The sequence below is a fragment of the Pseudaestuariivita rosea genome (assembly GCF_017592335.1).
Taxonomy (GTDB): Bacteria; Pseudomonadota; Alphaproteobacteria; order Rhodobacterales; family Rhodobacteraceae; genus Parasulfitobacter; species Parasulfitobacter rosea.
Genome location: NZ_JACNMP010000002.1, coordinates 14,978 through 41,519 on the forward strand (window position 1 = coordinate 14,978; position 26,542 = coordinate 41,519).

Genomic DNA, 26,542 nt, shown 5'->3' on the forward strand with positions numbered 1-26,542 from the left:
CTCATTGAGTGGCCCTTTCTTGATTGGGAAGGGCCACCAATAATTCATCAACGGCTCCCATTGAGTCCCTGTTGCGCAACTACAATCTCTTACAGGGGCTCAATTCAGTGATTTAGAAGCCTCCATTGAACGCCGTATTCAAAGCAGCAATGGTGGTGAGTTCAGCGTTCGACCTGGAAGGGATTGAACCACATCAAAGTATTCAGATTTTTCTTCCAAAAAGCCCGGGCTGACATCTTTGATTTTGCGCGCGATTGACACACCAGGGCATCGTTCATTTTCACCAGTTTTACGAGGGCTTTTGATGTTCACAACCTCAAATGCGTCACATTCCATCAACTGCTTTACAGCAAGGCCGACACCGTCAAAGTGACGCGTGTCATGCATGACGATTAGCCCGTCATTCGCGATAATAGGTGCAAAACGGTTCAGCTCTTTAATGATTGTCTTATAGCTATGATCACTGTCCAGAAATGCCATATCAAAGCGCTCTTCTGGCAGTTCTACATCGAAGGAGGAGCCTTTTAAAAATGTGATATAAGGGGCTGCTTCTGACCCTTTAAAAAGATGGGCGCATCCCCAAACATCAACGGTATAAAGATGTCGGTCGCCACCAAGCTTGTACAAGGCGTGGCCAATTGCTAGGCCCGAATATCCAAAGTTTGTACCCGTTTCTATGACACGAGACGGTCTTTCCATTGCAACAAGCGCTGCGTAAAGCTGCCCGACTTCACGCTCGACCGGGGAGGTCATAGGGGGGTATTTCTTACGCCACTCTTGAACCATATGTGGTTCGAAACGCGTAGGCCATTGCTTTGGAATATGCCAACCACATGTTTCTTCGTCGTAAAGTTCTTCAAATCGTTGAAATAGCATTCAAATCTCCCGAAGAATGATGTGTCAACCTGATCTGCTATAGGCAACGCCACCAAGTAGATCAATGCTTTTACACGCCGTATCTGCCAAGCTGATTTATCTATGATTATTGAATCATCAGTACTGGCTTATCGGCATTTCGAAAAGAAATGTTTTTAACTGGTGGTGCAGCGGCCAAACGCCTGCGCGTGGGTTGCAAGGGGGCACGCACCGCCCCCTTGATTGGGTCCAGCGCCGAGACGTTGGCGGCATTCAATCGGCGGACGGTTGATCTATGGGGTGTTGGGGAGAGATGACATCTCCCCGACGAGGGTTTGACCGGCGATACGGTCTACTGGCTTGGTTGGGGGCTCAATGCCCTGATCCGAGCCATGGCCCTGGGGGATACAACGGGGGCGCGCAGCGGGCCCCCTTGTCAAGATGTGGGGTACTACCCCACACATCTTGCGATCACCCTGAGATCGTAAGCTGGCCCTTGGGCGCGCAGCGTAAGGGGTCACATGACCCACAACTGGCGGTTATCCAAGAGCGAGGTCCTAGAGTATTGCCTTACAGACAAGTCCGAAAAGAAAACTTGTCGCTTGTGCCATCAGTTCGATTAACCCAGAAGCACTGTGTTCCAAAATCGCCAGAACGTACGCTAAATCCCATTATGCCAGAACCAATCTTCTCTGACGCTTCGGGATGCATAGATATTAAGTCAGTAAGAATTTTAGCATGTTCTGCTGTTACTCGGTCACCTAATTCATATGTATAAAGTATATTTTGAAGAAATTTGATTGCATCACCTTTGCGTTCAAAATGCAAAGGCCCAATATCAATAGGTTTTGCTGGCATTCTAATCTTCCCCTTGATTTTCAAGCGGTACTTTTTCGAGCACCTCCCGAACTATTAAATTAGGGATATCCATTCCTTCAAATCCGGGACCATGTTGTCGAATCCACTCGATACAACCATTTTTGTCTAGCTCACTATCAGCGATCTTTTCATATAACTCCACAGAGGACATGCGCGACAAACCTAACTCCATAAGAGACAAAAGAGTTTGACTCGAAACGCCGAATTCCAATGCAACACCGATGTCCAAGTCATCATCTATTAAATCGTCACGGCCGACGCTCTGTAGATAGTGTTTTAGAACATCAACATATGCTGAGATATATTTTGGCGCCTTAAAGCGGGCAACAGTCTCTACCATCTCCATGGTTTCCCTAATTAATACCGCCAGCTTATAAGTATTTCCACGTCGGTTTTGATATTCAATACGGCGACGAATGATATATGATAGAGAAAATCCCTTGAGCCATTCCACGACAATCATGGCATGAAGTGGAACAATACCATCTGGAACAAATGCTGGGAAAACATTTTGATTTACTCGACGCATCACAGAGACATAGCGTTCATATGCATCCGTACTTTCGGAAGGGGCTGGTACTAGGTTTTCAACATCAAGTTTATAGTCACTAAAAGCCTGAAGAAGCCTCTGCAAACCAATTGGATTTACACCCGGATGCCTAGTCATGATTTCTTCTGGAAGTTCTAATTCCTCCGCAATAACAGCAAGGCTTTTATCAAGTATCTCAAGCTTTTCTTGGTCATGCCTTTTTGCCAATGCCGCCTGTAGAAGCGATCCATTTCGCACATAAGTATTTATGAGAAAGCTACTTACCTGTTCAAATTGGTCTGAGTCCGCAATTTCTCTCATATCAACGGCAGTCCTGGTCGCTAGATAGTTTTTTAAGCCATCAACATCAGCCATCACTGCGTCTGTTTCGCGTTTAATTGGATAACGTGATCTTTTCGGAACGCCAGATGGCCACGCTTTCTCGTTATGTGGTTCGACACAAATAATATTACCTTGAAACTCGTTACCCCAACGACCTGCTCTCCCCGCCAGATTCCAAAAGTCGTGCGGTTCCATCGGGTGTCCTTTACCTTTTCTTGGGCCACGAACAACGATAGTTCGGCAGGAAAGGTTGACGCCTTCAATTAGGGTGGATGTACATGCGAGAAATCTAATCTTTCCAAGCTTGAACAACCGCTCTATTTCCATTCGAATAAGAGCAGGCATGTTTCCGTAATGAAAGGCTACGCCACGCTCAACAAGCGGTGCGAGCTGATAACTTCTATGAACACCTTTTCTCGCTAAATCAGCAAGATCAAGCAACTCCTGATCTTCTGTTTTTTCTGATCCCGACAATTGACTAATCAGAAGAGCAACATCTTCTGCCTCAGCAGCGCCATTACAGTATACCAGTGTTCCACCGCGTTCTCCGGCTGCTGCCGCAATAAATGCGAGCCTCTTTTTTATCGTTCCTGGGCTGTTAGTTAATTTCAAAGTACCGATAGGTAGTCTGTCCTCACCCCAGTCCAACTGCATAGTCCACTGTTTTGGTTTGCGTGGTACTTGTTCGGCCAAAATTATGTTCTGTAACACTGTTGGGTTGTCGCTATCCACCTCAACTTTTGAAATACCTTCCGGCGCATCAGCGAGCAGTTCCCCTGGATTTTGAGTGGCAGGACTTACAAAAACCGCCTTCATCTTTCGGTTGGCTCTTGAAATTCGTTCAATTGCGTCCTGTAAAATCACGCCCCGTTGGTTATCTCCAATTTTGTGAGCCTCATCAACGATCAAAAGGTCTATCACCAACTCTTCTTCAAGTAGGTTTGCTAAAAGATGCAAGCGTTCCTGTGTAAATACATAGATAATCGCCTTTTCTTGCGTGATAGCCGAGAAGAAATAATCGGTCAAAGGAAGGGATGACACTTCAATATTATCCCATTTTCCAACCAGCTCCTTCAGGCTTGTTTCGATTTCCGTGACCAAAGCACGAGTTGGTGCTAAGTAAATAGCCACTTTTGCTTCACCTGATAACAGCTGGTCAACAAGCCATTGCAAAATAAGGAATGTCTTTCCCGAGGCAGTTGGGGCTGACGCGGAGAGCCAAGAGCCCTTTGAAGACGCGCCCTCCCAAAATTCGCCCTGGAACTCGTTTACGTTTAGCCATGTACCATCTGAACCAACTAAAACTGAGTCTTCCAGTAACCTCCGACTAGATTCTAAACGCATCGAGACACCAAGACGTTCGTCTCTATTTGCAGATACGAGAGACCTATCCTCTGCCAGCTTCGCTGACCGATGATTAGACAATTTCTCTAGTAACACAGCACCAGCATCTTTAATTACTACAGAAGTGTCCAAAGTGACAGCAGCAGTAGCAATTCGTAATGCAAATTCCTTATGTCGCCTTACATTCGAACGAGCTAATATGCTTCCAGCGAGCATTAGTCGATTCCAGTCAAACTCGGCCTCAAGTTCGTCACTGCCTTCTGACAACTCCAAATTGTCAATTTCGGCGCGAACGGTAAGCCTTGTAAGAGTGGCAACTTCGTCGGCGACACCCTCCTTTTCTAGCCAATCGAAAAGATCATCTTGGTTCATTGCTCAGTCCCAAGGCCTCAAGAAATGATTTCCGAAAATCGTTCGCAGAGGGTATTGGGACACATAAGAACTGTATCTCAAAGTCTTGAATTTTCTCCTCTGAAAGTCGATTGCCAACATTATTGATCCAACCACTCATTTCAGTACGTGCAGCCTCAACAATCTCGTTGGAAACGGCCTTTGAGCCATCTTTCGGGTAAAAGTCAGCGTCGAAACCAATAAGTGCTACGCCACAATACTGCACTCGATTCGAAAGCTTTGACGTCCTGTCGAAGTACTTTTTAAACGCACCGGTAAGTTCAGGGTTATGCAGATCAGCTTTATCACTGAGCAATACTAAGTCCCGTTCCCGCGAGGAGCCTTCGCTATCATCTTCTACCAAAAATGGAGCGAGGGATTTTAGGCAGTCACGGATTGCGGTAGTTGCGTCTGAATAAATCTTTGACTCTCCCCAAAACAGTTTCAAGAGACCTTCATCAGTAACACTTGCGTATACACCATCAGCGCCATGATAATGCATATGAGAATCAGTCTTGAGGTCCATCTTGCAAAGTACTTGAGGAATCCCCAAAAAGCGTTCTGCTAAGAGAAACAAAAGCATTTCCCCACCTTCACCAGACTTACTTAGATCAGTAAAAGTTGCCCTTGCTTCATTATGAAGTCGGGTGACAGCACTTGAAGACTTGTACTTTAGATCACGCTCACGTGCTGCAGACATCTTCGCCTTTGGTATAGCGTAATCAGCAATCGCATCTCTCATGAATTCGGCGAGCCGCATTGGTTTAACCAGACCATTGCCATCCACAGTCATGCAGTGGCAGTGAACTCTTACAGCGCAGCCATCAACCTGAATGTCGCGTTCAACTAGTTGCAGATGAACGTCAATCTCATCAGGATCCCCAGACAAGATTTCCTGCAATTCTTCTGGCGTTATTTCCTGCAGTTTTATTTCTCCCTAAGGTTGCATCTTAAATATAGTGAACACATCATATAGCAATATCGCATTGATTGGTAACCATATTTTGCCATTTAAGAACACTTGACTGGCAAACCCATACTGCACGACGGAGTGATAGGTATGCTTAAATTCGTTGGTAAATTGGGACTATGGGGTGCCATCACGAGCTATCGCAAGAAAGGCTACTAGTATGCTAGATTGTTCGCAGTTCATCAAGTGTTAGGCTGCACTATGAAGCTAGAAGTTGCTCCCGACCGTTCATTTTGGGCCTTCACGCAACAGTCTGGGGTTGGCGTGACGATTCTTCTTAGCTCCGGACTGATACAGACTACCAAAGGTATTTGGTATGGAGCGTTTGCTGATGAACCTAGCGCCCATGTTTCCATGACCTGCTCTGCCAGACTACTAGATAAATCCATATATTGGCTGCTTTTGCACGAAACCCACCATCAGTTGCTTGGCCATTTCAGGTTTTCTGACAGTTTCGGTGTCGCGCAGCGATTATCCTTCAAGCAGAATTCTATTGCTCAACTACCGTCAAAACATCAATTTTACGTAGGTCAATGCCTAGAAATGCAAGCGGATCATGAAGCTACTGAAGTGTTCTTGGGGGCTTTCAGCTGTCATAGCCATGAAGAACTAAGACGAAGGGTAATGGCAATCTCAGGCATGATGATGCTGATTGAACGAGAAGATGCCAAGAACAGTTGCAAGGGGCGAACACACCCTAAGGCGGCGACCCGGATTTTTCAGCTTTTGGGGCATGTGGCGGAGTTACCGTTGATCCAGACACAATTGAATGGTGACCCAACGCACTTGCCCCATGATGAACGACTGAAAGCCTTTGCTCAGAATGTTACAATCCCATGTTTTTTTGATGCAATTCATCTGGCGCAGGCTACAGGCGCAGAAACTATCGAACATGATCTCGGTAAGCCAGAAGACTTCTTCAAGGATTTGGAGATTGCCAAGATTGGCGACGTATCAAGACATGATGAACTCAAGACACAAGGAGCCAGAGAATGGGCGAAGCTCTGGCCATGCAATGAAGCACTTAAGCCCATATTGGGTGGTCACTTCACGAACTGAACCCGAGTTCGGTGCAATTGCAATGAAACATCATTGACCCAGGTGATCAGGTTTTTGATGTCAGATGGAATATCCTGTGTTTGCGCAGTGACAAGTACAAACTCATGTTGCCCTTCGTCATCGTTCTCCGAAAGTGGATCGAGTGTTCCGTCCGTTGTTCGCGGCAGTTGATTTATCCCGCGTTTGAGCGGAGCAATTACACTGCCATCTGACCCAAGAGGAATGCTATGCCACTGGCCGCGAACACCCTGTAGTGCAACGGCATAGCCCTCTATTTCACTATCCAGCTCAAAGCAAAACCTCTGACCAAGTCGGAGTGTTGTGCCCGCTGGTTTGAGCTGGCTTTTGCGCTGGACAATGCCCAGAGATTGCGGAACCAGAACAAGTCTGAAGCGATCTGTGATTGCGCGTTTATCAAGGATGGCCTGCCATCGTTGTTCCGGTGTTTCCGGGAATATCTCAGGCGATATCCGATGGGCCAGATCGAAGTGATGTTCCATCAGCCAGTGATACGTCAGGTCGGCGAATGTGCTGTTGATATCACCCCGGCGCATATTGCGGGTGTAATCCTGACCACGGGCGATGGCGTATCCCACAGCCTCATCCATAACCAGTTCCGGTGTCTTACGTGGATCAAGGTCAGCCAGGGCTTTGAGCACAGGATAAAGCTGTGCCTTGTGCGCTTTGTTTTCGGATCAAACACCATGCGCTTTCATACACCCGTATTCACCCGTGGAACACCCGGGATTGGAGAGGTCTTGCAATGCTAGGAACGGGCTAAGCGCAGGGGATTATTCAGAGATTTTCCTTGCGTGATCGATGGGAAGTGTGTCAATATGTTCTATATTTGTTCTCATTCTGTGTCCGCAACAACGGACACGATGAGACGCACATTTTCCCAAATTTATTACGAAAGGACCGGCCCATGTCCCAGCCACCCAACACGCATGATCTGATTGATATGACCAAACGCCCCAGCCTATCCGTGGATTGGGAAGTCTATGCTGCTATGCTGGAAGAAAGCGATATGCCTTTGGAACAGCAAAAGGAACTGGTCGAAACCCTATGGTCGATTGTGGTGATGTTTGTTGATCTAGGGTTTGATCTCGATCCTGTGCAGCAAATCTGTGGAGAAGATCAGGAAGCGTTGGATGAGGATTCCTCTGATTTGGTATCCTTGTTGAATAATGAATGGGCGCGGACCCGCGCAGAAGAGGAGGCACAATGGCAGGACTAGACACAAACAAACCGACAAAGGCGGTCATCTATGCCCGTGTTTCCGGCCCAAAACAGGTCCGTGAAGGTGATGGTCTGGCCTCACAGGAAAACCGCTGCCGGGAATATGCCACCTATAAGGACTATGATGTTGTCGAGGTTTTTGCCGATGACATGTCTGGCAAATTTGAACGTCGTCCCGCCATGGATCGGATGCTGGCCTTTTTACGTCTCCATCCCAAGGGCAGTGTCGTGGTCATTATCGATGATATCAGTCGCTTTGCCCGCAATGTGCAGGCCCATATCAAACTGCGCGAAACCTTGGCTGATGCTGGCGGTATCTTGGAAAGCCCATCCATTGAGTTTGGGGAAGATAGTGACTCGCGATTGGTGGAGCATATGCTGGCATCGGTGGCGCAACACCAACGGGAGAAGAATGCGGAACAAACGTCCAACCGCATGAAGGGGCGGATGATGAATGGCTATTCCGTCTTCGCCGCGCCCATCGGTTACAGATACAAGAAGACCGGATCGCATGGGAAACTGCTCACCCGCAATGAACCTTTAGCATCAATCATCAAAGAAGGGATTGAAGGCTATGCCTCGGGTCGTTTCGCGACACAGGTGGAAGTAAAGCGGTTCTTTGAAGCGCAACCTGATTTTCCCAAAGACCTGCCCCATGGAGAAATCCGCCAGCAAAAGGTGAGTGATATTCTGAACCGCGTGATCTATGCGGGATACATTGAACATGAGCCTTGGGGCATCCCCCGCCGCAAAGGTCACCATGAACCGATCATCTCGCTGGACACCTATGAAAAGGTCCAGGCGCGTAAAGCGGCTAGGTCACTCGCACCCAAACGCAAAGATATCAACGAAGACTTCCCACTGCGTGGGGCCGTGACCTGCGCCTGTTGTCATCAACCTATGACCTCCTGCTGGTCCAAGAGTGCGACAGGCAAGCGCTATCCTTATTACTGGTGCCAGACACGCGATTGCCCTGAATACCGCAAGAGTATCCGGGCAGAGAAAATCGACACGGGCTTTGAAGCCATCCTGCGGGCAATGACGCCCAGTAAGACAATACGGGATATTGTGACCTCAATGCTGCATGATGCTTCATCGCAACGCGACGCCCAATCCAAACACTCACAAACTGCTCTCAAGCGTCAAATCACTGAACTGGATAAGCAACAGGATGCCTTGCTGGAACGGCTGGTTGAAACATCCAACCCAAAGGTCATGGCAGCGCTCGAATCCAAGGTCGCGAAACTGGAAGAAGACAAACTGCGCCTGAGCGATAAACTCACACAAAACACCAAACCGAAGTACAGCAAGGACGAGATTTTCGAACTTTTGAAAGCCTTCCTGTCAAGTCCCTGGAATATCTACGAAAAAGGCACACTTGCTATGAGAAAAACCATCCTGAAAACAGCATTTCAGGCTCCTTTGGCCTACCACCGCAGAGAGGGATTTCGAACTCCGCAACCCTCTGTAATCTTTAGGTTTTTGGAAGGTTTGAAAGAAAAATGTGAAATGGTGCCGGTGGAGAGATTCGAACTCTCACGATGTTGCCATCGGGGGATTTTGAATCCCCTGCGTCTACCATTCCGCCACACCGGCCAGCTTTCGGGGTTTAGCGGCCTCTGATCGACACGTCAACGGGGTCTTTGGGTCAGCGGGGTAATCTGGTTTTGCATCATATGTGCGCTGTTGCGATCGAAATCATGGAACGAAACCTTTGTGCTCAAAGAGCGCCGTCACCAAGGTTCACCCATTGTCCGTCCTTGGCGGTTGAACGAACGCATTTGGTTATGAATGTCATGCCCGCCAGACCATCTTGCAGCCCTGGGATCAGCCGTGCGGCCGTTTGATCACCCTGCAGGGACTGCGCGATTTCAGTATAAAGTGTGGCAAAGGCTTCCAGATACCCTTCGGGATGACCCGCCGGGATACGTGTTGCCAATGCGCCAGTGCCAGCCCCGGCGCGGGTCAGCCAGCGGGTGGGTCTGCCCAGTTCGCTGAACTTCATCCGGTTCGGGTCTTCCTGCGCCCACTCCAGACCCGCCTTTTCTCCGAAAACTCTGATCCGCAGACCGTTTTCGCAGCCCACAGCGACCTGACTGACCCAGATCATACCACGGGCGCCGCTATCGAAGCGCAGCATGATATGAGCGTTGTCATCCAGCTTGCGCCCCGACACAAAGCTTTGCAGATCAGCAGACAGCGCCGAGGGCGCTTCACCCGTCACGAAGTTGATCAGGTTTAGCGCGTGGGTGCCGATATCGCCGATCGCACCGCCAGCGCCGGATTTTGCCGGATCGGTGCGCCAGGCGGCCTGTTTCTGTCCGTCTGTTTCGATCGCCTCGGCCAGCCAATCCTGGGCATATTCGGCCTGGATCACCCTGATCTGGCCCAGATCACCCCGCGCAATCATTTCACGTGCTTCGCGGATCAGGGGATAGCCTGTGTAGTTATGCGTCAGAAAGAACGGTGTGCCGGTGGATCGAACGACCTTGGCCAACTCAATGGCCTGATCTTCGGTCGCGGTCAGGGGCTTGTCGCAGATCACGGGGATACCGGCCTTTAAAAACGCGATCGCAGCAGGGGCGTGCAGGTGGTTGGGCGTGACAATCGACACGGCATCGATCCGGTCATCCCGCGTAGCCTCTTGCGCGGCCATCTGTTCAAAGCTGTCATAGCTGCGGTCGGGTGCTACGCCCAGTTGTTTGGCCGAGGCATGGGCGCGGGCAGGGTCGGACGAAAACGCACCGGCGATCAGTGTCCAGTGTCCATCCAAACGGGCGGCCATGCGATGCACACCCCCGATAAAGGCACCCTGGCCACCGCCGACCATACCAAGCTTAAGCGGGGTCATGACGACAGCCCCAGCATCGCGTGATTGCGCGCCTGATCTGTTGCGGCGCCTGCGAAATCGTCAAAGGCCTTGCCTGTTACTTCGATGATATGGCGCGAAATAAATGGTGCCCCCTGTGCGGCCCCCTGTTCAGGCGATTTCAGGCTGCATTCCCATTCCAGCACAGCCCAACTGTCATATCCGTACTGCGCCAGCTTGGAAAAAATCCCTGCGAAATCGACCTGACCATCCCCAAGCGACCGGAAGCGGGCGGCGCGATCGACCCAACCCGCATAGCCGGAATAAACGCCCTGGCGACCGGTGGGGTTGAATTCAGCATCCTTTACGTGAAAAGCCCGGATGCGGTCGTGATAAAGATCGATAAAGGCAAGGTAATCAAGCTGTTGCAGCAGAAAGTGCGATGGGTCGTAGTTGATCGCCGCGCGGGGATGACCGCCGACGGCCTGCAAAAACTGTTCCCAGGTCGCGCCATCGAAAACATCCTCGCCCGGATGAATTTCATAGGCCACGTCAACACCGTGTTCGTCATAAACATCCAAAATCGGCGTCCAACGGCGGGCGAGTTCGGCAAAGGCATCCTCGATCAGGCCAGCGGGGCGCTGCGGCCATGGATAAAGATAGGGGAAGGCCAGCGACCCGGTGAAGCTGACCGATACATCCAGGCCCAGGTTCCGTGATGCCTTTGCCGCTTTTTTCATCTGATCCACCGCCCAGGCCTGACGCGCCTTGGGGTTGCCGTGCACAGCCTCGGGCGCAAAGGCATCAAAGGCCAGGTCATAAGCAGGGTGGACCGCAACCAGCTGCCCCTGAAGGTGGGTCGACAGTTCGGTGATTTCGACGCCAGCCTCGGCGCAAATCCCGGCCACCTCATCGCAATAGGTCTGACTGTCGGCCGCTTTGTCCAGATCGAACAGCCGCGCATCGAATGTCGGGATCTGAACGCCCTTATAGCCCAGACCGGCGGCCCATTTCGTAATGTCGGCCAGCGAATTGAATGGCGCGTGATCATCGGCGAATTGCGCCAGAAACAGGCCAGGGCCCTTGATGGACGACGGCATCGTCACCTCCCGTAGATTAAAGGTAGAAAATGTCGGGGCGGCGTAAAGGGTATGCCGCCGCCCCGGACTGAAATAAGGATCAGTAAGGCGAGTCCGGGAAATAGAACGCCGCCGCATTTTCAGAGGTGATCAGCGGCGAGGCCAGGTTGAACGTGCCCTCAACCGGACCGTTTGACATGAACCGCGCAACCGTCAGATCAATCGCCGTGGCAATCATGGAAGGCGGATAAAGCACAGTCGCCGGGATAGATGCATCGCCATCGGCAACGCCCTTGATCACGGCCGAGGCCCCGCCGCCGCCGACCAGGAACATCTCGTCCTCGCGGCCAGCTTCCCGGATGGCTTCCAGAGCGCCAAGCGCCATGTCATCATCAGCCGCCCAGACGGCGTCGATCTCAGGGAAGCGCGTCAGGTAATCCTGCATGACCTCAAACGCCTTGTCGCGTGACCAGTTGGCGTGTTCGGCAGCCATCAGTTCGATCCCTGATCCTTCGATAGCGGCTTCAAAGCCCTGCATGCGCTGATCGTCGATAACTGTGGGGATACCGCGCATCGCCACGACCTTGCCGCTGCCGCCAAGGCGATCAACCATATATTCGCCCGCTGATCGGCCGAAGCCCACGTTATCGCCAGCCACGTAGATGTTCTGGATCGACGGATCGGCCAGACCACGGTCAACCACAGTGATAAAGGCGCCGCTGGCGGCGACCTGGGCCACCGGATCGGTCAGCGGGTCGGATTCGAAGGGCAGGATGACCAGCGCATCGATGTTCTGAACCGCAACCATGTCTTCCAGCGCATTGGCCTGTTCTGTGGCAGATCCGGCGGCGGAAATGACGATATCAAGCCCTTCGTGCTGCGCCTCAAGCCGGCGCTCGGCCTCGGCCGCATGCCAGTTCAGACCACCGGCCCAACCATGCGTCGCCGCCGGAATGGATACGCCGATGGTCACATCCTCGGCTGCCGCACCTGTGGCGCTGAACGCCACCACGGCAAGTGTTGAAAGCAAGTGTTTCATGGGTCTCCTCCCTTTAAGTATCAGTCTATGATTTTCGGCCCAGCCCGCGTTGCAGGAACACGGCCGCGATGATGATGACGCCCTGAACAGCGCCATTCAGATAGTTCGAAATCAGATCGGTCAGATTCAGGATATTGCCGATCAGGGTCAGGATCAGTGCGCCCGCAATGGTGCCGCCGATCCGACCGTATCCGCCCTTTAACAGTGTGCCGCCGATGATCACGGCTGCGATCGCCTCAAGTTCCCACAAAACACCGGTGGTCGCCGAGGCCGAGCCAAGACGGGGCACATAAACGATGGTGGCCAGGGCCACACAGGCCCCCTGGATCATAAAGGCGTAAACCTTGATCCGGTTGGTATTGATCGCCGAATACCGTGCCACATCTTCGTTCGCGCCCACAGACTGGACGTGGCGGCCAAAAGCGGTGTTGTTCAGCACAACCCACCCAATCACGGCGGCCAAGGCGAACAGCAGAACCGGAATTGGCAGCCCAAGAACATCGCCATAGTAGACCGGGCGATAAAGTGCGCGCACCTCACGATCCAGGCTAAGCGTACCGCCATCGGCCAGGTAAGTCACCAGACTGCGGTAAATCCCCATGGTGCCCAGGGTCACGATAAAGGCCTCGATCCCGCCGCGGGTGATCAAAATGCCGTTGATCCACCCCGCCGTTGTTCCGATAAAGGCGCCCGCCAGGACACCGACCATGACGATCAGCCAGATCATATCGGTCATGCCCAGCATCCAGTTCATCAGCATGATCATCACACCGGCCGTGAACGCCGCCATGGACCCGACGCTAAGGTCAATGCCGCCGGACGAAATCACAAAGGTCGCGCCGATCGCGATGATCCCGATAAAGGCCGAACGCGTCAGGATATTCAGCAGATTGCCCGCCGACAGGAAGTTTTCGTTCAGAAAGCTGCCCAGGATCAGCAAAGCGACAAGGGCCGCGACGGGTCCCAGCATCTTCCAATCGATCCGCGCCCATTTCGACTGTTCCGCGCCTTGTGCTGTTGTCTCTGACATATCCGCTCCGTCACGCTGCCTGATCGGACACAAGGCCCGAGGCATAGCGCATGATTGTTTCTTCGTTGATATCCGGGCCGCTCAGGCATCCCGTGACATGGCCGTCGTGCATGACGACCACGCGATGACTCAGGCCAATGACTTCGGGCAGTTCGGACGACAAAACGATCACCCCACGTCCCTGGGCCGCCAGATCGGCGATAAATCCATAGATCTGCGCCTTGGCGCCCACATCGATCCCGCGGGTGGGTTCATCGATGATGATGATCTGCGGGTCCGCTTCAAGAACCTTGGCCAGCAGCAGCTTCTGTTGATTGCCCCCGGACAGACTGCCCGCCGTCAACTTGGGCGAGGCCGCGCGCAGGTCGACCGATTGCGCCGCCGCTTCATAGGCCCGCCTTTCGGCTTTGCGGTCGATAAAGGGCTTCGCGAATTTATCCAGCGCAAACAGCGAAAAGTTCCAGATCAGATCGTTACCAAGCAACAGCCCCTTGCCCTTACGATCCTTGGTCAGATAGGCGATGCGCGCGGCTTTTGATTGGGCCACGCTATGAAAATGCTGTGCCGCTTCGCCCAGCTTCACCGTCCCGCTCTGCTTTGGGTGAAGACCGATCAGCGCCTCCATCAAAGCCGTGCGACCAGCACCCTGAAGCCCGGCAAAGCCCAGCACCTCACCCTTGTGCAGATTGAAACTGGCACGCCTTACACCGGGGGCCACCACACTGTCGACCTCAAGCAAGGCATCCGGCAGCGGCTCTGGCATATCAGGGTAAAAATCCGACAGTTCCCGCCCGACCATCATCCGGGCCATGTCATCGGGGGTCACCCCTTGGGCATCCACCGTCGTGACCCAGGCCCCGTCACGCAAAACGGTGATCCGATCTGCAATCTCGGCCACCTCATCCAGCTTGTGGGAAATGAACACGATGCCCACGCCCTCGGCCTTCAACCGCCGCACCAGCGCGAAAAGAGACGCGGTCTCGGCCTTGGTCAACACCGCGGTGGGTTCATCCAGAAACAGCACGCGGGCCTGTCGTGACATGGCTTTTGCGATTTCGACCATCTGTTTGTCTGCAACGGCAAGGCTTGCGACCTGCGCCGTAGCCGGGGCAGAACAATTCAACTGATCCAGCAATGCGCGTGCCTCGGTGCGCATCGCGGCTTTATCCAGAAACGGCCCACGGCGGCGTTCGCGACCCAGAAAGATGTTTTCCTCAACCGTGCGCAGTTCGGCCAGATTGAATTCCTGATGGATCAGGATAATGCCTGCATCCTCGGCATCAGCAACCGACTTGAAAGAGACCTGACTCCCGTCGACCAGGATTTGACCATCTGTCGGCGTGACAAGACCGGACAGAGCTTTAACCAGCGTTGATTTTCCGGCGCCGTTTTCACCAAGCAGGGCATGAACTTCGCCCGGGCGCACGTCAAAATCCACACCATGCAGCACCTCGACCGGGCCGTAGGATTTGCGGATCTGCACACCGGCAAGCAGCGCACTTGGCTGGCCGTCTTGTTTGGCCATTTTCTCCTCCCATGAAAGGTATGTAAACCTTTACATATTTATGTAATCCTTTACATTGTGCGCTGTAAAGGATTTTCTTGCTGGTAAACGACCAAGCGTTTAAAGCCAGTCAGATCAAAAGGTTAACCATGAATAAACGCGCCACAATCGAGGACGTCGCCCGCATCGCGGGCGTATCGACAGCAACCGTCAGCCGTACGATCCACACGCCCGATATTGTGTCCGATTCGACCCGGCAGGCCGTCTTTGGCGCGATTGATCAGACCGGATTCACCTTAAACCAGGCCGCCCGCAATCTGCGCCAACGCCGTGCCAATGCGGTCATTGTTCTGGTGCCTGATATTGGGAACACCTTCTTTTCCGAAATCCTGGCCGGGATCGAACGCGTTGCATCGGCAGCCAATCAGACAATCCTGATTGGTGATGCCGGGCAAGACCCTAGACGAGCTGAAAAATTCCTGAATGCCCTGATCAACGGCCAAGCGGATGGGGCGCTGTTGCTGAACGGCCATCTGCCACCCTCCTTAGTCGAGCGGTTTGGACCGTCGGGCGCAACCCTGCCGCCGATCGTGTCCGTGTCCGAAGGTCTGGAACAGCAGGTCGTGCCCCACGTCGGCATCGATAACGCGGCCGCGGCCTGCATGGCGGTGCAATACCTGATTGATCATGGTCACCGCCGCATTGCTCATCTTAGAGGCCCCGCCGACAACATCCTGACCCGACAGCGACACCAGGGCTTTCTGGACGGTATGAAAGATGCCGGGCTGACCGTTGCGCCCGATCATATTTTCGACGGGGACTTCACAATTGAAAGCGGCATTGCTGCGGCCCGCTCGTTGGTCAACCAAACCAATTCGCCGACAGTGATATTCTGTTCAAACGATGAAATGGCCATTGGTCTTATGTCCGAATGCGCCGTTCTGGGGTTGCGTGTCCCCCAGGATGTGTCAGTGATCGGATTTGACGACATCGCCTTTTCCAAAGTCGCCAGCCCCCGCCTGACGACCATTCGGCAGCCGCGGCTGGATATCGGCGAAGCCGCGATGAAACTGCTCTTGGGCCTGATCGCCGCGGATGCGGTGCCGGACGCGGCCATGGAAACGCATGATGTGCAACTGATCGAACGTGACAGTGTGCGGTTCTTGCGATAACGCGCCAGACCAGACTGTTATACCTCTGACACAAAGCTATGCTGAATGGCAAAGAGTGGGGGTAGGGAATAAATGAGCATATCTGTCAAAGGGTTGACGAAGATTTTCGGGCATCATCGCGCCGTTGATGATGTGTCGTTCGATATCCCGAAGGGCAAGTTATTCTGCGTCGTCGGGCCGTCGGGCTGCGGTAAAAGCACCCTGCTGCGTCTGATCGCGGGGCTTGAGACGCCGCAGCACGGATCTATCGAATTGGATGGCCAACGGGTTGTGGGCGATGATGTTTTCATCCCGCCGGAAGACCGCCGTGTTGGTGTTGTGTTTCAGTCCTACGCGCTGTGGCCGCATCTGACGGTCGCGGAAAATGTGGCCTTTCCCTATCAGTCCCAGGGGTTCGCGAAGGCCGAGGCGCGTGCCAAGGCAGCCGAGCATCTGCAGACCGTCGCACTGACACAATACGCTGGCCGCCGCCCCGAGGCCCTTTCGGGCGGCCAACGCCAGCGGGTCGCTTTGGCCCGGTGTCTGGCGGGCAAGGCCCAGACGATCCTGATGGATGAACCCTTGGCCAACCTTGATCCGCATCTGCGTGAAACGATGGAGACCGAGCTGCGCGCCTTCCATGATCGGTCCGGTGTCACCACATTATTCATCACCCACGACCAGCGCGAGGCGATGGCGCTAGCCGATATCATGGCTGTCATGGATCAGGGTCATATTCTGCAGATCGGCCCGCCACAGCAGATCTATGCCGAACCCGCGAACGAAACAGTCGCGCGGTTCATCGGGCGGGGGACGCTGATAAAATCCACCGTTCAAGACGGACGTGCTAGGGTTGCCGATCAGGACATCGCGGTGACAGGCGTTTCCGACGGGCCCTGTATCCTGTTTGTCCGACCCGAAAACATTCAAACCGGTCCCGATGGCTGGCCCACCCAGGTGACATCCGTTCATTATCGCGGCAGCCATTGGGAGGTCACAGTCAACAGCGCTGGTCTCGATGCCGATATTCAATTGAACGTTCAACAACCGGTTCAGGTCGGTGAACAATTGCGTCTGATCTTTGAAAAGGCTTGGGTTTTGCCGGGCTAAATCCGCCAAGGCACAACACCCGGCGGCGCACGGCGGCCCAGCCAGTCCAGCAGTAACATAAGCATCACAGTCGCAATCACCGTGACCGCCGCCATGGCCGAGGCCAGAGTGGTATATCCGCCGTCTTCATAGTTGAAAATCGTGGTGCCGATCGTCTCGGTCCCGCTGGACCACAGTAGTGCGGACACCGTCACCTCGTTATAGGCCGTCAGAAACACCAGAATACCGCCCGAGGCCGCGGCAGGGGCGATCAGGGGCAGGGTGATCCGGCGCAACCTGCGACCAAAGCTGGCACCCGCCACGCGCGCGGCCTCATCCAACGCCGGGTCAAGTTGCAGATAGGCCGAACTGACCGGTTTCAGCGCGATGGAAAAGAAGGCGCAAAGATAGGCCAACAGAATGATCGTCAGCGTGTTGTAGATTGAGATATTCAATAGTGGGATTGGTCTGATGAAGGCCAGGATAAAAGCCACCGATATGACAAGACCGGGGATGGCATAGGTCATCTCGGCCAGTGTGGTCAGCCCCGTCCCGACCCGCCGCATCGAACGCTGCGGTACGGTCATGAAACGCGCCACCAGCGTTGCCAGAACCGCGATGATAGCCGCCGCGGACCCTGCAACGATGGTCGAATTCAGAAAGGCCCGCGCGGTCACAGCCTGGCGGAAAAGGATTTCGTAGAAGTTGCTGAGCGTGATGGTCTCAGCCGTCAGCGGCACGCCATAGGTCGGCACAAGGGCCGTTGCAAAAAGCGCGGTGATGGGCAAAACCAGTACCGCCACCAGAACCATGATCAGACCACCTTCAACCAATGGCCGGGCGCGGCCAAGGCGAATATCAAGCGATGGCTGCGGCGGACCGATCAGCGCGTTGCGCTGGCGCGATGACAGCCACATCTGCAGTAAAACGGCCAGAACCGCGATCACGGCGACAAGGCTGGCAATCACGGCCATATCGGTCAGAACCGAAGGCCCGAAACTGGCCAGCCGCTGCCAGATCAGGACGGGCAGGGTGGTATAGCGCGCCGGTATCCCCAAAAGCGCAGGGATGCCAAAATTTCCCAGTGCCGAGACGAAAGCCAGCGCAAATGCCGCGATCAGTGATGGCAGCAAAAGCGGCAGGATGATCCGCACCATCAGCCGCCAGGGCCGTGCACCTGCGACCCGCGCAGCATCTGCCATCTCACGTGGCAGGCTGCGCAATGCGGCCAGAACCACCAGAAAGACCAGCGGCGCGTGTTGCAGGCCCAACAGCAGGATGACCCCCTGACGCGAATAAAGCGGATGGGTCGACCCGATCTCGGGTGCCAGCCCCACCGACTGCAACAACGCCGACGATGGCCCCAGCGCCTGTATCCACGCAATTGCGGTCACATGGGGCGGGATCATCATCGGGATCAGCAGCAGAAAGGTGAACAGCCCCTTGGCCCGAACATCCGTCAACCCCAGGATCAGCGCAGCCAGAGTGCCCGCCACCAAAGCCAGCAGCGATGACAGTGCCGCGCTTTCCAGTGAATTCCATAGCGCCAGCAGCACGGACCGGCTTTGCAGCGCCTCGCCAATGGGTGCCAGCCCATCGCCAAGTGCCACCCGACCCAACAGGCCCATTGGCAGCACGAACAGAAAAAGTGCAAAAAGGATCAGAGCGGCCAGCATCAGATACTCGCCGCCCAGAAAACGGCGCAGCATCAGCCGCCGAATATCTCGATAAAGCGTTCCTTGTTGGCCTGATCATCCTGCAACGCCTGAGCGGGATCAAAATCAAGCAGCTTGATCTGCGACCGGTCGGGAAAACCTTCGGGTGGCGCGATATCGGGATGTGCGGGCAGATAACCCATGTCGGCCGCCAGTTGCTGACCTTCGGGTGAAATCAGGAAATCGACAAAGGCTTTGGCCGCCGTGGGGTTCTGTGCCGTCGACAGGATCGCCACGGGTTCGGTCACGGCAGAAACGCCTTCCTCGGGGAAAACGAACTCAACCGGTGCGCCGTCCAGCTTGTTGCGGATCGGCAGGAAGTCGACGACAAACCCATACAGCTTCTCGCCCCCCGCGATCGCCCGGTAGGTGCCGCCATTGCCGCCTTGGGGGTTCGCACCCTGTTCGGCCAAGCCTTCATAGAAATCCCAGCCCAGATCAGGATGCGATGTGATCGCCGCCATATGGATCGTGGCAGCCCCCGATGTCAGGGGCGACGGCATGGCCAGACGATCTTTCGCCTCGGGCCGCAGCAGATCGGCATAGGACGTGGGCACCATGGGTGCGGCCGTGTTATAGACGATACCTGTCGTGATCAGCTTGGTCGAAAAATAAAACCCGTCCTGATCCATCAGCGCGGGATCATAGGCTGATACATCCGCATCCATATGCGCCATCAGACGCCCTTCGGCCTTCAGCCCCTCCATCGTGACCATATCGGCGATCAGCAGAACGTCAGGCTGGGGTGCATCGGCTTCGAATTCAGCGCGCAGTTTCGCCATGACCTTGGTCGTGCCGTCCCTGATCCACTCGACCTCGACATCGGGGTATTTGGCGGTAAAGGCGTCAACAGTCTGCTGCGCATCGGCATTGGGCTGCGACGTGTACAAAACAAGTTTGCCGGAAACATCGGCAGCGGCCGTTCCGGCCATCGCAAGGGCCGCGATCAGGCCCAGAAAACTTTTCATCGGAATCTCCTTCAAGACATGTCTCAGTCCGACGTATTGTTTGAACGTAACACTGGAATGTCAGGTCAACGACATATCGCGACCAAGGTCAGGATCGTATTACAAAGGTTGTAGGATGTAGTCGAGATAACCGATTTACGTGTTATTCTTGTCAGAAACGACCCGCCCGTCTTCCAGCGTCACGATCCGATCGGCGCGGTCCAGAATGCGGTTGTCATGGGTGACCATCACTGTCGTTGTGCCCCGCAGACGGCCAAGGTCTTTCAGCATATCAACCACCGTCATGCCCGACTCTTTGTCCAATGCGGCGGTGGGTTCGTCGGCAAAGACGACCTCGGGGTTTGACACCAGCGCGCGGGCGACGGCCACCCGTTGTTTCTGACCGCCCGACAGGTTCTGCGGCAGATAATTGACCCTGTCGGCCAACCCGACCAGGCCCAGCATATGATGTGCGGCGCGGCGCTGTGCTGCGGTGTCACCGGACCCATGCACCTGCAACGCCATCATGACATTCTGTGTGGCGGTCAGGCTGCCATGCAGGTTGTGCGCCTGAAAAATAAAGCCGATGCGTTTGCGCAGCGCCACCACTTGCGCCCCAGACGCGCCGTTCAGTTCTTCGCCCAAAAGACGCACGCTGCCCTCTTGCACATCGCGCAAACAGCCCATCAGGGTCAGAACCGTGGTCTTGCCCGACCCCGATGGCCCCATCAGCACCGTCAGACTGCCCGGGGCAATATCCAGCGATACGTCCCAGATCGCCTGTTTGCGCGCCTCACCCGACCCGAAATAGTGGTTCATGCCCGACACAGACACAGCAAACCCGGTTTTCGTTACACCGTCCATCAGAACAGATCCGCCGGATCAGCCGCCGCCAGCCGTCGCGTTGCAATCACCCCCGACAGGGCACAGGCGGCAATGGTTCCGATCAACACCGACAGCGCCAGGCTGAACGTCATGGTCATCTGCAATCCCGTGGCGGCCCCAAGGACCACATAAATACTTGTGCCGATCGCAAGCCCCGGCAGAAAACCCAGCACCGCCAGAATGATCGCCTGTTCGATCACTATGGAAACAAAGAACCCTTGTGGATAGCCCACCGCCTTGAAGGTGGCATATTCCGACAGGTGATCGGCCACATCGGTCGATAGCACCTGATAAACGATGACGATCCCGACGATGATGCCGATGATCACCCCAAAGCCAAATATGATGCCTGTGGGGCGTTCTGTTGTCTGATACCTAAGGTCGGCGGCAATTGCGTCTTCGGTTGTTGCGACCTTGACCGCATCCGCGGGCAATACATGGCGCAACCGCTCAACGACGACATTGTGGTCAAGACCGTCTTCAACGTTGACCAGAATATGCGTGGGTGCCCCAGAGCTGCGGTTGTTGAACAGCCGCAGGAACGTCTGATCCGAGGTATAAAGCGTGCCATCAGCAGAAAAACCCGCCCCGACTTCCATTGTGCCCACAATATTGATCGTCCGACCGGTCAGCTCGACCTGATAGGGGGCTGCGGGGGTGGCGGTGTCCAGCAGGCCGGGCGCGATGCCACGTGTCAGCGCATCGAACAGAACCGTGTCGGCCAGTTGAAGCGTCTGCATGCTGCTTTGCAGGTCTTTCCGGGCAAACTCTGGCTGGCTGGGATCAAGACCGATGGCCTGCACAGTCGAACTGCCGCCATCGGGCCGTTGCCATTCCACATTCCCGATATAAATCGGGGCGGCTGCTTTGACGCCGGGGATCGAAAGCGCCTGAAACATGCGGGCACGTGATACATTCGAGCCGTCGGTCAGCGTCTTTGCGTCGCTTGCGGTGATCATGATATCCGCTTTGAACAAATCATATGGCGCCACGGCCGAGGCATTCAGCGCGCCCATAATGCCCAGTTGCACGAAAACCAGCACATTGGCAAAAACCACACCGGCCACCGCAACGATCAGACGTGCTCGCGAATGACTAAGCTGTAGCCAGCCGATGGGCAGTCGTCCCAGCACCCATGATAGAAATCGCGTCATTCCTGGCGCCCTGCATCAATCCGGGTGATGACTTCCAGATTGGTGTATCGCCGGGCTTGGGTCGACGATTCAGGGTCTAGCGTGACAATCACATCCACGACACGCGCATCGGTATTGGCCGCTGGATCATCCGAGGTGATCGTCTGACGCCCGATTTCCAGACCGATCGCGGTGACCGTTCCGGTCAGTGGCGCAGAAAAGGGTCTGGCGGTGATCTGGGCCGGGTCACCAATGGCCACACGACCGATCATCGACTGATAAACCTCGGCCTCGACTGTCATGACGTCGGTATTGCCCAAATTCATGATACCGTCGGACCCGGGCCGTTCGCCGGGGCGCAGGTTGATCGACAAAACGGTGCCGTCAATCGGTGCGCGCACCAAGGCTTCGTCAAGCGCCAGCTCTGCACGGCTTAATTCGGCCTCGGCCGAGGCGACATTCGCTTCGGCCAGCAGGATGGCGGGTTGTGCGGTGCCCTCGGTCATCTCGAACCGGGACAGTGTGGCGCGGTTACGGGCGACATCGCGTTCAGCCTCGGTCGCGCGGGCCAAAGCCGCATCAAAAGTCGCACGCGTCGTCACGCCGCGTTCCAGCAATTCAGTGGCCCGTTCCAGATCCGAGGATGCCGCTTCGGCGGTCGCTTCGGCCCGTTCCAGAGATGCGCGGGCTTCGGCCAGGCTGGCCGTCACATCGGCGCGTGACTGAACCAATGCGGCCCGCTGCACCTGCAATGCTGCACGGGCTGTGGCAACGGCACTTTCGCGCTGGGCCTTGTTATCCAGCACCGCCAGAATATCGCCTTTGCTGACTTGATTGCCTTCTGATGCGTTCAAAGTGTCAACACGCGCGTCACCTGCTCCAAAGGGCGGCGCCAGCACGACAATATCACCCTGTGGAATGATCCGACCCAGGGCCACAACATCGCCTTCGGATAGAACCGCGATTTCCTCAGCCGCTTCGATCTGGGCGATTGCGACAGCAATGGGGGTATCAGTGCCGCCGCCTGGTTCCAGACCGGTTGCCGCAAAAATCGCACGCAGAGCAGGGGGTTGAAAATACAACCCGATCACGCCGCCAACAATCAAAAAGACCCATAACATCGCCAGTCGGGGCACCCAGCGCAGACGCCTCTTTTTTGCAGGGGCAGCCGTATCGGCCTTGGATACACCGGTTTCTTTCAGCGGCAATTTTGGTTCGCGATTGTCGGCCTTGCCTGGTTCAGTCATTCTGCATCCCTTGTCCAAGGTTTGCCCGTGGCAACCTGTCCGTGTCGGTCGTTTTTGCTGTCTTTTTCATCGCATTGTAAGTATACGCTTTCATTAGCTATTGAAAGCAGATGGTGTCAACCAAGAAAAATACAAGGGAGGATATGCCATGCCTGCGCCCATCAACGAGGATCGCATTCTGGACGCCGCATTGGAAATCTGGCGCGAAGAGGGCCTGCGTGACGCGACCACCCGAAAGGTGGCTGAACGCGCTGGAATAGGCGAAGTCACGATCTTCCGTCGTTTCGGTGATAAATCGGCCCTGTTCACAGCAGCCCTGGCGAAAGAGGCTGACCTTTTTGCAGGCGACGGGATCGACTACACTGGCGACCTGACCCGCGATCTGAAAGCGATTATCGACGCCTACAGCCGCCTTTTGGACCGTAATATCAGTCTTTTGGCGGATTTCATGCTGAGCGTGCAGCGCGATGCGGTGCTAGATGAGGCCCGTCATATCCCCGCCGCCGCCATGGCCCGCGTGGGACAGGTCATCGCCCAGCATCAGGCCGCAGGTCACCTGCGTAACGGCCCGCCGATGGAGCTTGTCCTGTCACTGCTCAGCCCCATCCTGCTGCGTCGCCTGATCGGCCGCGTACAGCCCGGATTGGCCCCCAAACTGGATATCGAAACCCACCTGGCCGGGTTTCTGCAAGGCTGGGCCACACCTGTCATGGGCCAGTGCCCTGATCCGCAATCCGTTCCATCAGATAGATCATAATCTGGGCGGACTTTCTATCCTCGGGGGGCAGGCCATTCCTGTTTTTTGTTCGTCATTGCAAAGAACTTATGTACCGTCCGTCTTCCATCCTGAGTATGACATGATCTGCAGACTGAACTGTTCCAACATCTACCCGCGCTTCAGGGGGCGAAGGTCAAACGCCCAAAACCATGTCAGATAGTATCTTTTACCTGGGCATTGAAAATATTTAAAATCAATGGGTTGTCTGTGCAATAAAGCAGACAAATGGCGTGCCGCAGTGATCAGGCATAGTCCATTTGGGCCATGATGTATTTCAGTATCTGCTGATGCATATCTTCATAAGTTCAGCCTATCAGGATTGAGAGTCGTTTACTTTGAAGGCTACCCGTATCGCACATTGAATATACAAGGAGTGGACCTTCAATGCTTGTGTCAAAGACGACTTTCGAACTTCTTCTCTACGGTGTGCCTGCGGGGTTTATGCTACTATGTTTGCTGTTGGTACTGATCTTCAAAGCGCAACGCACCAGATCTATTCTGGGCATCCTTGGCTTCGTGGCCGCTGGTGGCAGCTATTTTTACTTCAATACAACGGTAAAAGATGACACGCTTGCGATTTTGACTGCCCAAAACTGTAGTGACAGCACAATGGCTTTCTTGTTGCCGTTTGGTGATGCCGAAGCTTTGAATTTTGACAATCAGGGCACGGAAGTTTTTGACAACCTGCCAAACGCTCAGTTGATCGCAGTCCAAAACAACGCGTCCACACCCCTTGCTGTCAGCGCTGTCATATATGGCGAACAGCCGGCGATTGACGATAGAATGGAACTTGCGGTTGCTCATCAAGGACATGTCATTCCCGCAGGGCAACAACATCTCCTGCCGATCACTCAAGACGACGTCTATTTTCTGGAAGTGTCACCGGAAATGATCTTGTTTTCTGACTCTGAAACCGGCGTCTTGAAGTTCGAAATTCGCTGCACATAAAGCGGCCAATGTTATGTATTCAGCAGTAGTGGTGGATGGATATCAGAAATCATTTCCGCCACTACCTTGCTGCCACGGCTTGACCAGATTGCCGAAGCGGGTGAATTGACCCTCGAAGCTTAGTTCGATGGTGCCAATGGGGCCGTGACGTTGTTTGCCAATGATGACTTCGGCCTTGCCGTGCAAATGCTCCATTTCTTCCTGCCATTTGGCCATGGCGTCCAGATCGTGGTCGCCGGGCTTTTCGCGTTCTTTGTAATATTCCTCGCGGAAGACGAACATCACCACATCGGCGTCCTGTTCGATCGATCCGGATTCGCGCAGGTCCGACAGCTGCGGGCGTTTGTCTTCGCGGTTTTCCACCTGACGTGACAGCTGCGACAACGCGATCACCGGAATGTCCAGCTCCTTGGCGATGGCCTTTAAACCTTGGGTAATTTCCGACACCTCATTCACCCGGCTGTCCTTGGCCGTCGCGGGGCGGACCAGTTGCAGATAGTCGACGATCAGCACGTCCAGCCCGTGGGTCCGTTTCAGCCGCCGGGCACGCGCGGCCAGTTGGGAAATCGGCAAGGCGGGCGTGTCATCGATATAAAGCGGGCAGGCCTCAAGCGCCTTTGCCGCCTCGACAAACCGCCGGAACTCGGCCTCGGTCATGTCGCCGCGGCGGATCTGTTCTGATGGCACTTCGGCCGCTTCAGACAAAATCCGCGCGGCCAGCTGTTCGGCCGACATCTCAAGCGAATAGAAGCCCACAACGCCCCCGTCGACGGCGCCCTCAGACCCATCGGGCAGCGCGCCTTTCTTATAGGTCTTGGCGATGTTGAACGCGATGTTGGTCGCCAGCGAGGTTTTCCCCATCGACGGGCGCCCGGCCAAAATCAGCAAGTCTGACCGGTGCAGCCCGCCCAGTTTCTTGTCCATATCGACCAGCCCGGTCGACACACCGGCCAGCCCGCCGTCCCGCTGATAGGCGGCGTTGGCGACGTTCACTGCATCGGTGACAGCCTTCAGAAAGCTTTGAAACCCGCTTTCCGCCTGCCCCTGTTCGGCCAGCTTGTAAAGATGCTGTTCCGCCTCGACGATCTGTTCACGCGGTTCGCTGTCGACATCGACCTTGGCCGCCTTGGACGAGATATTCTGCCCCAGCCCGATCAACTCACGCCGGATCGCAAGGTTATAGATCATCTGCGCATAATCCCGCGCCGCAAACGCGCTGATCGCCGCCCCGGCCAGCCGCACCAGATAGGTGGGCCCGCCCAGTTCAGCCAGCCCTGCGTGATCTTCCAGAAACGGCTTCAGCGTGACGGGCGAGGCCAGATTGTTCTGCGAAATCCGCCGCGCGGCAATCTCAAAAATCTCGGCATGCACGGGGTCATAGAAATGCTGCGGCCCGATAATCGAAGACACCCGGTCGAACACATCATTGTTGGTCAGAATCGCGCCCAGCAATTGCTGCTCGGCCTCGATCGAATGCGGCATAATATCCGCAATATCCTGCACATCAGACGCAGGTTTAACCGCTGTCAGGTCGTTCATCGTGACTGCCCGTCTTTTCTGTTGTGAACGATCAGATACCAG

General features: G+C 54.7%; 22 protein-coding genes, 1 tRNA gene and 1 pseudogene. 7 read left to right on the forward strand and 17 right to left on the reverse strand.

Annotated features, from left to right (window positions below; genetic code table 11):
• Window positions 1–138: 138 nt before the first annotated feature.
• From H7848_RS01630 to H7848_RS01645, 4 genes are all read right to left on the reverse strand, one after another.
• Window positions 139–876 (reverse strand): O-methyltransferase, encoded by a 738-nt coding sequence (locus H7848_RS01630; RefSeq protein WP_208347477.1) that lies wholly within the window; start codon window positions 874–876, stop codon window positions 139–141.
• 549 nt (window positions 877–1,425) lie between these two features.
• Window positions 1,426–1,713, reverse strand: coding sequence for a DCL family protein (locus H7848_RS01635; protein ID WP_208347478.1), 288 nt, complete (start codon window positions 1,711–1,713; stop codon window positions 1,426–1,428).
• Between the two features lies 1 nt (window position 1,714).
• Complete coding sequence (locus H7848_RS01640; RefSeq protein ID WP_208347479.1) at window positions 1,715–4,321, reverse strand: DEAD/DEAH box helicase; 2,607 nt, start codon at window positions 4,319–4,321, stop codon at window positions 1,715–1,717.
• Entirely contained in the window at window positions 4,308–5,240 is a 933-nt protein-coding gene (locus H7848_RS01645; RefSeq protein WP_237072524.1) for a HamA C-terminal domain-containing protein, read from the reverse strand. Before H7848_RS01645 ends, H7848_RS01640 begins: the two co-directional genes overlap by 14 nt.
• Before the next feature lie 270 nt (window positions 5,241–5,510).
• On the opposite strand from H7848_RS01645, the gene H7848_RS01650 reads away from it, so the two are divergent.
• Window positions 5,511–6,368: a hypothetical protein gene (locus tag H7848_RS01650; protein WP_208347480.1), complete on the forward strand. Its 858-nt coding sequence runs from the start codon at window positions 5,511–5,513 to the stop codon at window positions 6,366–6,368.
• Here H7848_RS01650 and H7848_RS01655 read toward each other — a convergent pair.
• Window positions 6,353–6,976: a hypothetical protein gene (locus H7848_RS01655; RefSeq protein ID WP_208347482.1), complete on the reverse strand. Its 624-nt coding sequence runs from the start codon at window positions 6,974–6,976 to the stop codon at window positions 6,353–6,355. The two genes, H7848_RS01650 and H7848_RS01655, sit on opposite strands and share 16 nt — an antisense overlap.
• A gap of 317 nt (window positions 6,977–7,293) precedes the next feature.
• On the opposite strand from H7848_RS01655, the gene H7848_RS01660 reads away from it, so the two are divergent.
• Both H7848_RS01660 and H7848_RS01665 read left to right on the forward strand, forming a co-directional pair.
• Complete coding sequence (locus tag H7848_RS01660) at window positions 7,294–7,605, forward strand: hypothetical protein (RefSeq protein ID WP_208347483.1); 312 nt, start codon at window positions 7,294–7,296, stop codon at window positions 7,603–7,605.
• A pseudogene (locus H7848_RS01665) lies at window positions 7,593–8,567 on the forward strand (recombinase family protein); the annotation flags it as partial. The gene H7848_RS01660 and the pseudogene H7848_RS01665, both read left to right, overlap by 13 nt.
• A gap of 550 nt (window positions 8,568–9,117) precedes the next feature.
• Here H7848_RS01665 and H7848_RS01670 read toward each other — a convergent pair.
• The 6 genes from H7848_RS01670 to H7848_RS01695 all read right to left on the reverse strand — a co-directional run bounded on the left by H7848_RS01670 (window position 9,118) and on the right by H7848_RS01695 (window position 15,089).
• Window positions 9,118–9,203: transfer RNA gene (locus H7848_RS01670), tRNA-Leu, on the reverse strand.
• Between the two features lie 124 nt (window positions 9,204–9,327).
• Entirely contained in the window at window positions 9,328–10,458 is a 1,131-nt protein-coding gene (locus tag H7848_RS01675; RefSeq protein ID WP_237072525.1) for a Gfo/Idh/MocA family protein, read from the reverse strand.
• Window positions 10,455–11,516 carry a sugar phosphate isomerase/epimerase family protein gene (locus tag H7848_RS01680; protein WP_208347485.1) on the reverse strand — a complete coding sequence of 354 codons (1,062 nt, stop codon included), beginning with the start codon at window positions 11,514–11,516 and terminating at the stop codon, window positions 10,455–10,457. The genes H7848_RS01675 and H7848_RS01680 overlap by 4 nt, the downstream gene beginning before the upstream one ends.
• A gap of 79 nt (window positions 11,517–11,595) precedes the next feature.
• The gene (locus H7848_RS01685; protein ID WP_208347487.1) at window positions 11,596–12,534 is read right to left on the reverse strand and encodes a substrate-binding domain-containing protein; all 939 of its coding nucleotides are present in this window, start codon (window positions 12,532–12,534) and stop codon (window positions 11,596–11,598) included.
• A 25-nt stretch (window positions 12,535–12,559) separates the two neighbouring features.
• Window positions 12,560–13,564, reverse strand: a complete 1,005-nt coding sequence (locus H7848_RS01690; protein WP_208347489.1) for an ABC transporter permease — start codon at window positions 13,562–13,564, stop codon at window positions 12,560–12,562.
• A gap of 10 nt (window positions 13,565–13,574) precedes the next feature.
• On the reverse strand, window positions 13,575–15,089 hold the full coding sequence (locus tag H7848_RS01695; protein ID WP_208347491.1) for a sugar ABC transporter ATP-binding protein: 1,515 nt from the start codon (window positions 15,087–15,089) through the stop codon (window positions 13,575–13,577).
• Between the two features lie 128 nt (window positions 15,090–15,217).
• Here H7848_RS01695 and H7848_RS01700 point away from each other — a divergent pair, with 128 nt between their 5' ends.
• Together H7848_RS01700 and H7848_RS01705 are read left to right on the forward strand one after the other, a co-directional pair.
• Window positions 15,218–16,240, forward strand: a complete 1,023-nt coding sequence (locus tag H7848_RS01700; RefSeq protein WP_208347493.1) for a LacI family DNA-binding transcriptional regulator — start codon at window positions 15,218–15,220, stop codon at window positions 16,238–16,240.
• 72 nt (window positions 16,241–16,312) lie between these two features.
• Window positions 16,313–17,329, forward strand: coding sequence for an ABC transporter ATP-binding protein (locus H7848_RS01705; protein ID WP_208347495.1), 1,017 nt, complete (start codon window positions 16,313–16,315; stop codon window positions 17,327–17,329).
• Here H7848_RS01705 and H7848_RS01710 read toward each other — a convergent pair.
• The 5 genes from H7848_RS01710 to H7848_RS01730 form a co-directional block, all read right to left on the reverse strand.
• Window positions 17,326–19,017, reverse strand: a complete 1,692-nt coding sequence (locus tag H7848_RS01710) for an ABC transporter permease (RefSeq protein WP_208347497.1) — start codon at window positions 19,015–19,017, stop codon at window positions 17,326–17,328. The two genes, H7848_RS01705 and H7848_RS01710, sit on opposite strands and share 4 nt — an antisense overlap.
• Complete coding sequence (locus tag H7848_RS01715) at window positions 19,017–19,991, reverse strand: ABC transporter substrate-binding protein (RefSeq protein WP_208347498.1); 975 nt, start codon at window positions 19,989–19,991, stop codon at window positions 19,017–19,019. The genes H7848_RS01710 and H7848_RS01715 overlap by 1 nt, the downstream gene beginning before the upstream one ends.
• 135 nt (window positions 19,992–20,126) lie before the next feature.
• Window positions 20,127–20,834, reverse strand: coding sequence for an ATP-binding cassette domain-containing protein (locus tag H7848_RS01720; RefSeq protein ID WP_208347499.1), 708 nt, complete (start codon window positions 20,832–20,834; stop codon window positions 20,127–20,129).
• A complete protein-coding gene (devC, locus tag H7848_RS01725; RefSeq protein WP_208347500.1) occupies window positions 20,834–22,009 on the reverse strand; it encodes an ABC transporter permease DevC in 1,176 nt (391 codons plus the stop codon). The genes H7848_RS01720 and devC overlap by 1 nt, the downstream gene beginning before the upstream one ends.
• Window positions 22,006–23,235: an HlyD family efflux transporter periplasmic adaptor subunit gene (locus tag H7848_RS01730; protein WP_208347501.1), complete on the reverse strand. Its 1,230-nt coding sequence runs from the start codon at window positions 23,233–23,235 to the stop codon at window positions 22,006–22,008. Before H7848_RS01730 ends, devC begins: the two co-directional genes overlap by 4 nt.
• Window positions 23,236–23,383: 148 nt before the next feature.
• Between H7848_RS01730 and H7848_RS01735 the strand changes: the two genes are divergently transcribed.
• Window positions 23,384–23,992 carry a TetR/AcrR family transcriptional regulator gene (locus H7848_RS01735; protein ID WP_208347502.1) on the forward strand — a complete coding sequence of 203 codons (609 nt, stop codon included), beginning with the start codon at window positions 23,384–23,386 and terminating at the stop codon, window positions 23,990–23,992.
• 405 nt (window positions 23,993–24,397) lie between these two features.
• Window positions 24,398–24,961: a hypothetical protein gene (locus H7848_RS01740; protein WP_208347503.1), complete on the forward strand. Its 564-nt coding sequence runs from the start codon at window positions 24,398–24,400 to the stop codon at window positions 24,959–24,961.
• Between the two features lie 42 nt (window positions 24,962–25,003).
• On the opposite strand, the gene H7848_RS01745 is transcribed toward H7848_RS01740, so the two are convergent.
• Window positions 25,004–26,500, reverse strand: a complete 1,497-nt coding sequence (locus H7848_RS01745) for a replicative DNA helicase (protein WP_208347504.1) — start codon at window positions 26,498–26,500, stop codon at window positions 25,004–25,006.
• Window positions 26,501–26,542: the final 42 nt, after the last annotated feature.

Coding starts and splice junctions, on each gene's coding strand:
- H7848_RS01630 (WP_208347477.1), bottom strand. CDS start 876: ATGCTATTTCAACGATTTGAAGAACTTTACGACGAAGAAACATGTGGT.
- H7848_RS01635 (WP_208347478.1), bottom strand. CDS start 1,713: ATGCCAGCAAAACCTATTGATATTGGGCCTTTGCATTTTGAACGCAAA.
- H7848_RS01640 (WP_208347479.1), bottom strand. CDS start 4,321: ATGAACCAAGATGATCTTTTCGATTGGCTAGAAAAGGAGGGTGTCGCC.
- H7848_RS01650 (WP_208347480.1), top strand. CDS start 5,511: ATGAAGCTAGAAGTTGCTCCCGACCGTTCATTTTGGGCCTTCACGCAA.
- H7848_RS01655 (WP_208347482.1), bottom strand. CDS start 6,976: ATGGATGAGGCTGTGGGATACGCCATCGCCCGTGGTCAGGATTACACC.
- H7848_RS01660 (WP_208347483.1), top strand. CDS start 7,294: ATGTCCCAGCCACCCAACACGCATGATCTGATTGATATGACCAAACGC.
- H7848_RS01675 (WP_237072525.1), bottom strand. CDS start 10,458: ATGACCCCGCTTAAGCTTGGTATGGTCGGCGGTGGCCAGGGTGCCTTT.
- H7848_RS01680 (WP_208347485.1), bottom strand. CDS start 11,516: ATGCCGTCGTCCATCAAGGGCCCTGGCCTGTTTCTGGCGCAATTCGCC.
- H7848_RS01685 (WP_208347487.1), bottom strand. CDS start 12,534: ATGAAACACTTGCTTTCAACACTTGCCGTGGTGGCGTTCAGCGCCACA.
- H7848_RS01690 (WP_208347489.1), bottom strand. CDS start 13,564: ATGTCAGAGACAACAGCACAAGGCGCGGAACAGTCGAAATGGGCGCGG.
- H7848_RS01695 (WP_208347491.1), bottom strand. CDS start 15,089: ATGGCCAAACAAGACGGCCAGCCAAGTGCGCTGCTTGCCGGTGTGCAG.
- H7848_RS01700 (WP_208347493.1), top strand. CDS start 15,218: ATGAATAAACGCGCCACAATCGAGGACGTCGCCCGCATCGCGGGCGTA.
- H7848_RS01705 (WP_208347495.1), top strand. CDS start 16,313: ATGAGCATATCTGTCAAAGGGTTGACGAAGATTTTCGGGCATCATCGC.
- H7848_RS01710 (WP_208347497.1), bottom strand. CDS start 19,017: ATGCTGCGCCGTTTTCTGGGCGGCGAGTATCTGATGCTGGCCGCTCTG.
- H7848_RS01715 (WP_208347498.1), bottom strand. CDS start 19,991: ATGAAAAGTTTTCTGGGCCTGATCGCGGCCCTTGCGATGGCCGGAACG.
- H7848_RS01720 (WP_208347499.1), bottom strand. CDS start 20,834: ATGGACGGTGTAACGAAAACCGGGTTTGCTGTGTCTGTGTCGGGCATG.
- devC (WP_208347500.1), bottom strand. CDS start 22,009: ATGACGCGATTTCTATCATGGGTGCTGGGACGACTGCCCATCGGCTGG.
- H7848_RS01730 (WP_208347501.1), bottom strand. CDS start 23,235: ATGACTGAACCAGGCAAGGCCGACAATCGCGAACCAAAATTGCCGCTG.
- H7848_RS01735 (WP_208347502.1), top strand. CDS start 23,384: ATGCCTGCGCCCATCAACGAGGATCGCATTCTGGACGCCGCATTGGAA.
- H7848_RS01740 (WP_208347503.1), top strand. CDS start 24,398: ATGCTTGTGTCAAAGACGACTTTCGAACTTCTTCTCTACGGTGTGCCT.
- H7848_RS01745 (WP_208347504.1), bottom strand. CDS start 26,500: ATGAACGACCTGACAGCGGTTAAACCTGCGTCTGATGTGCAGGATATT.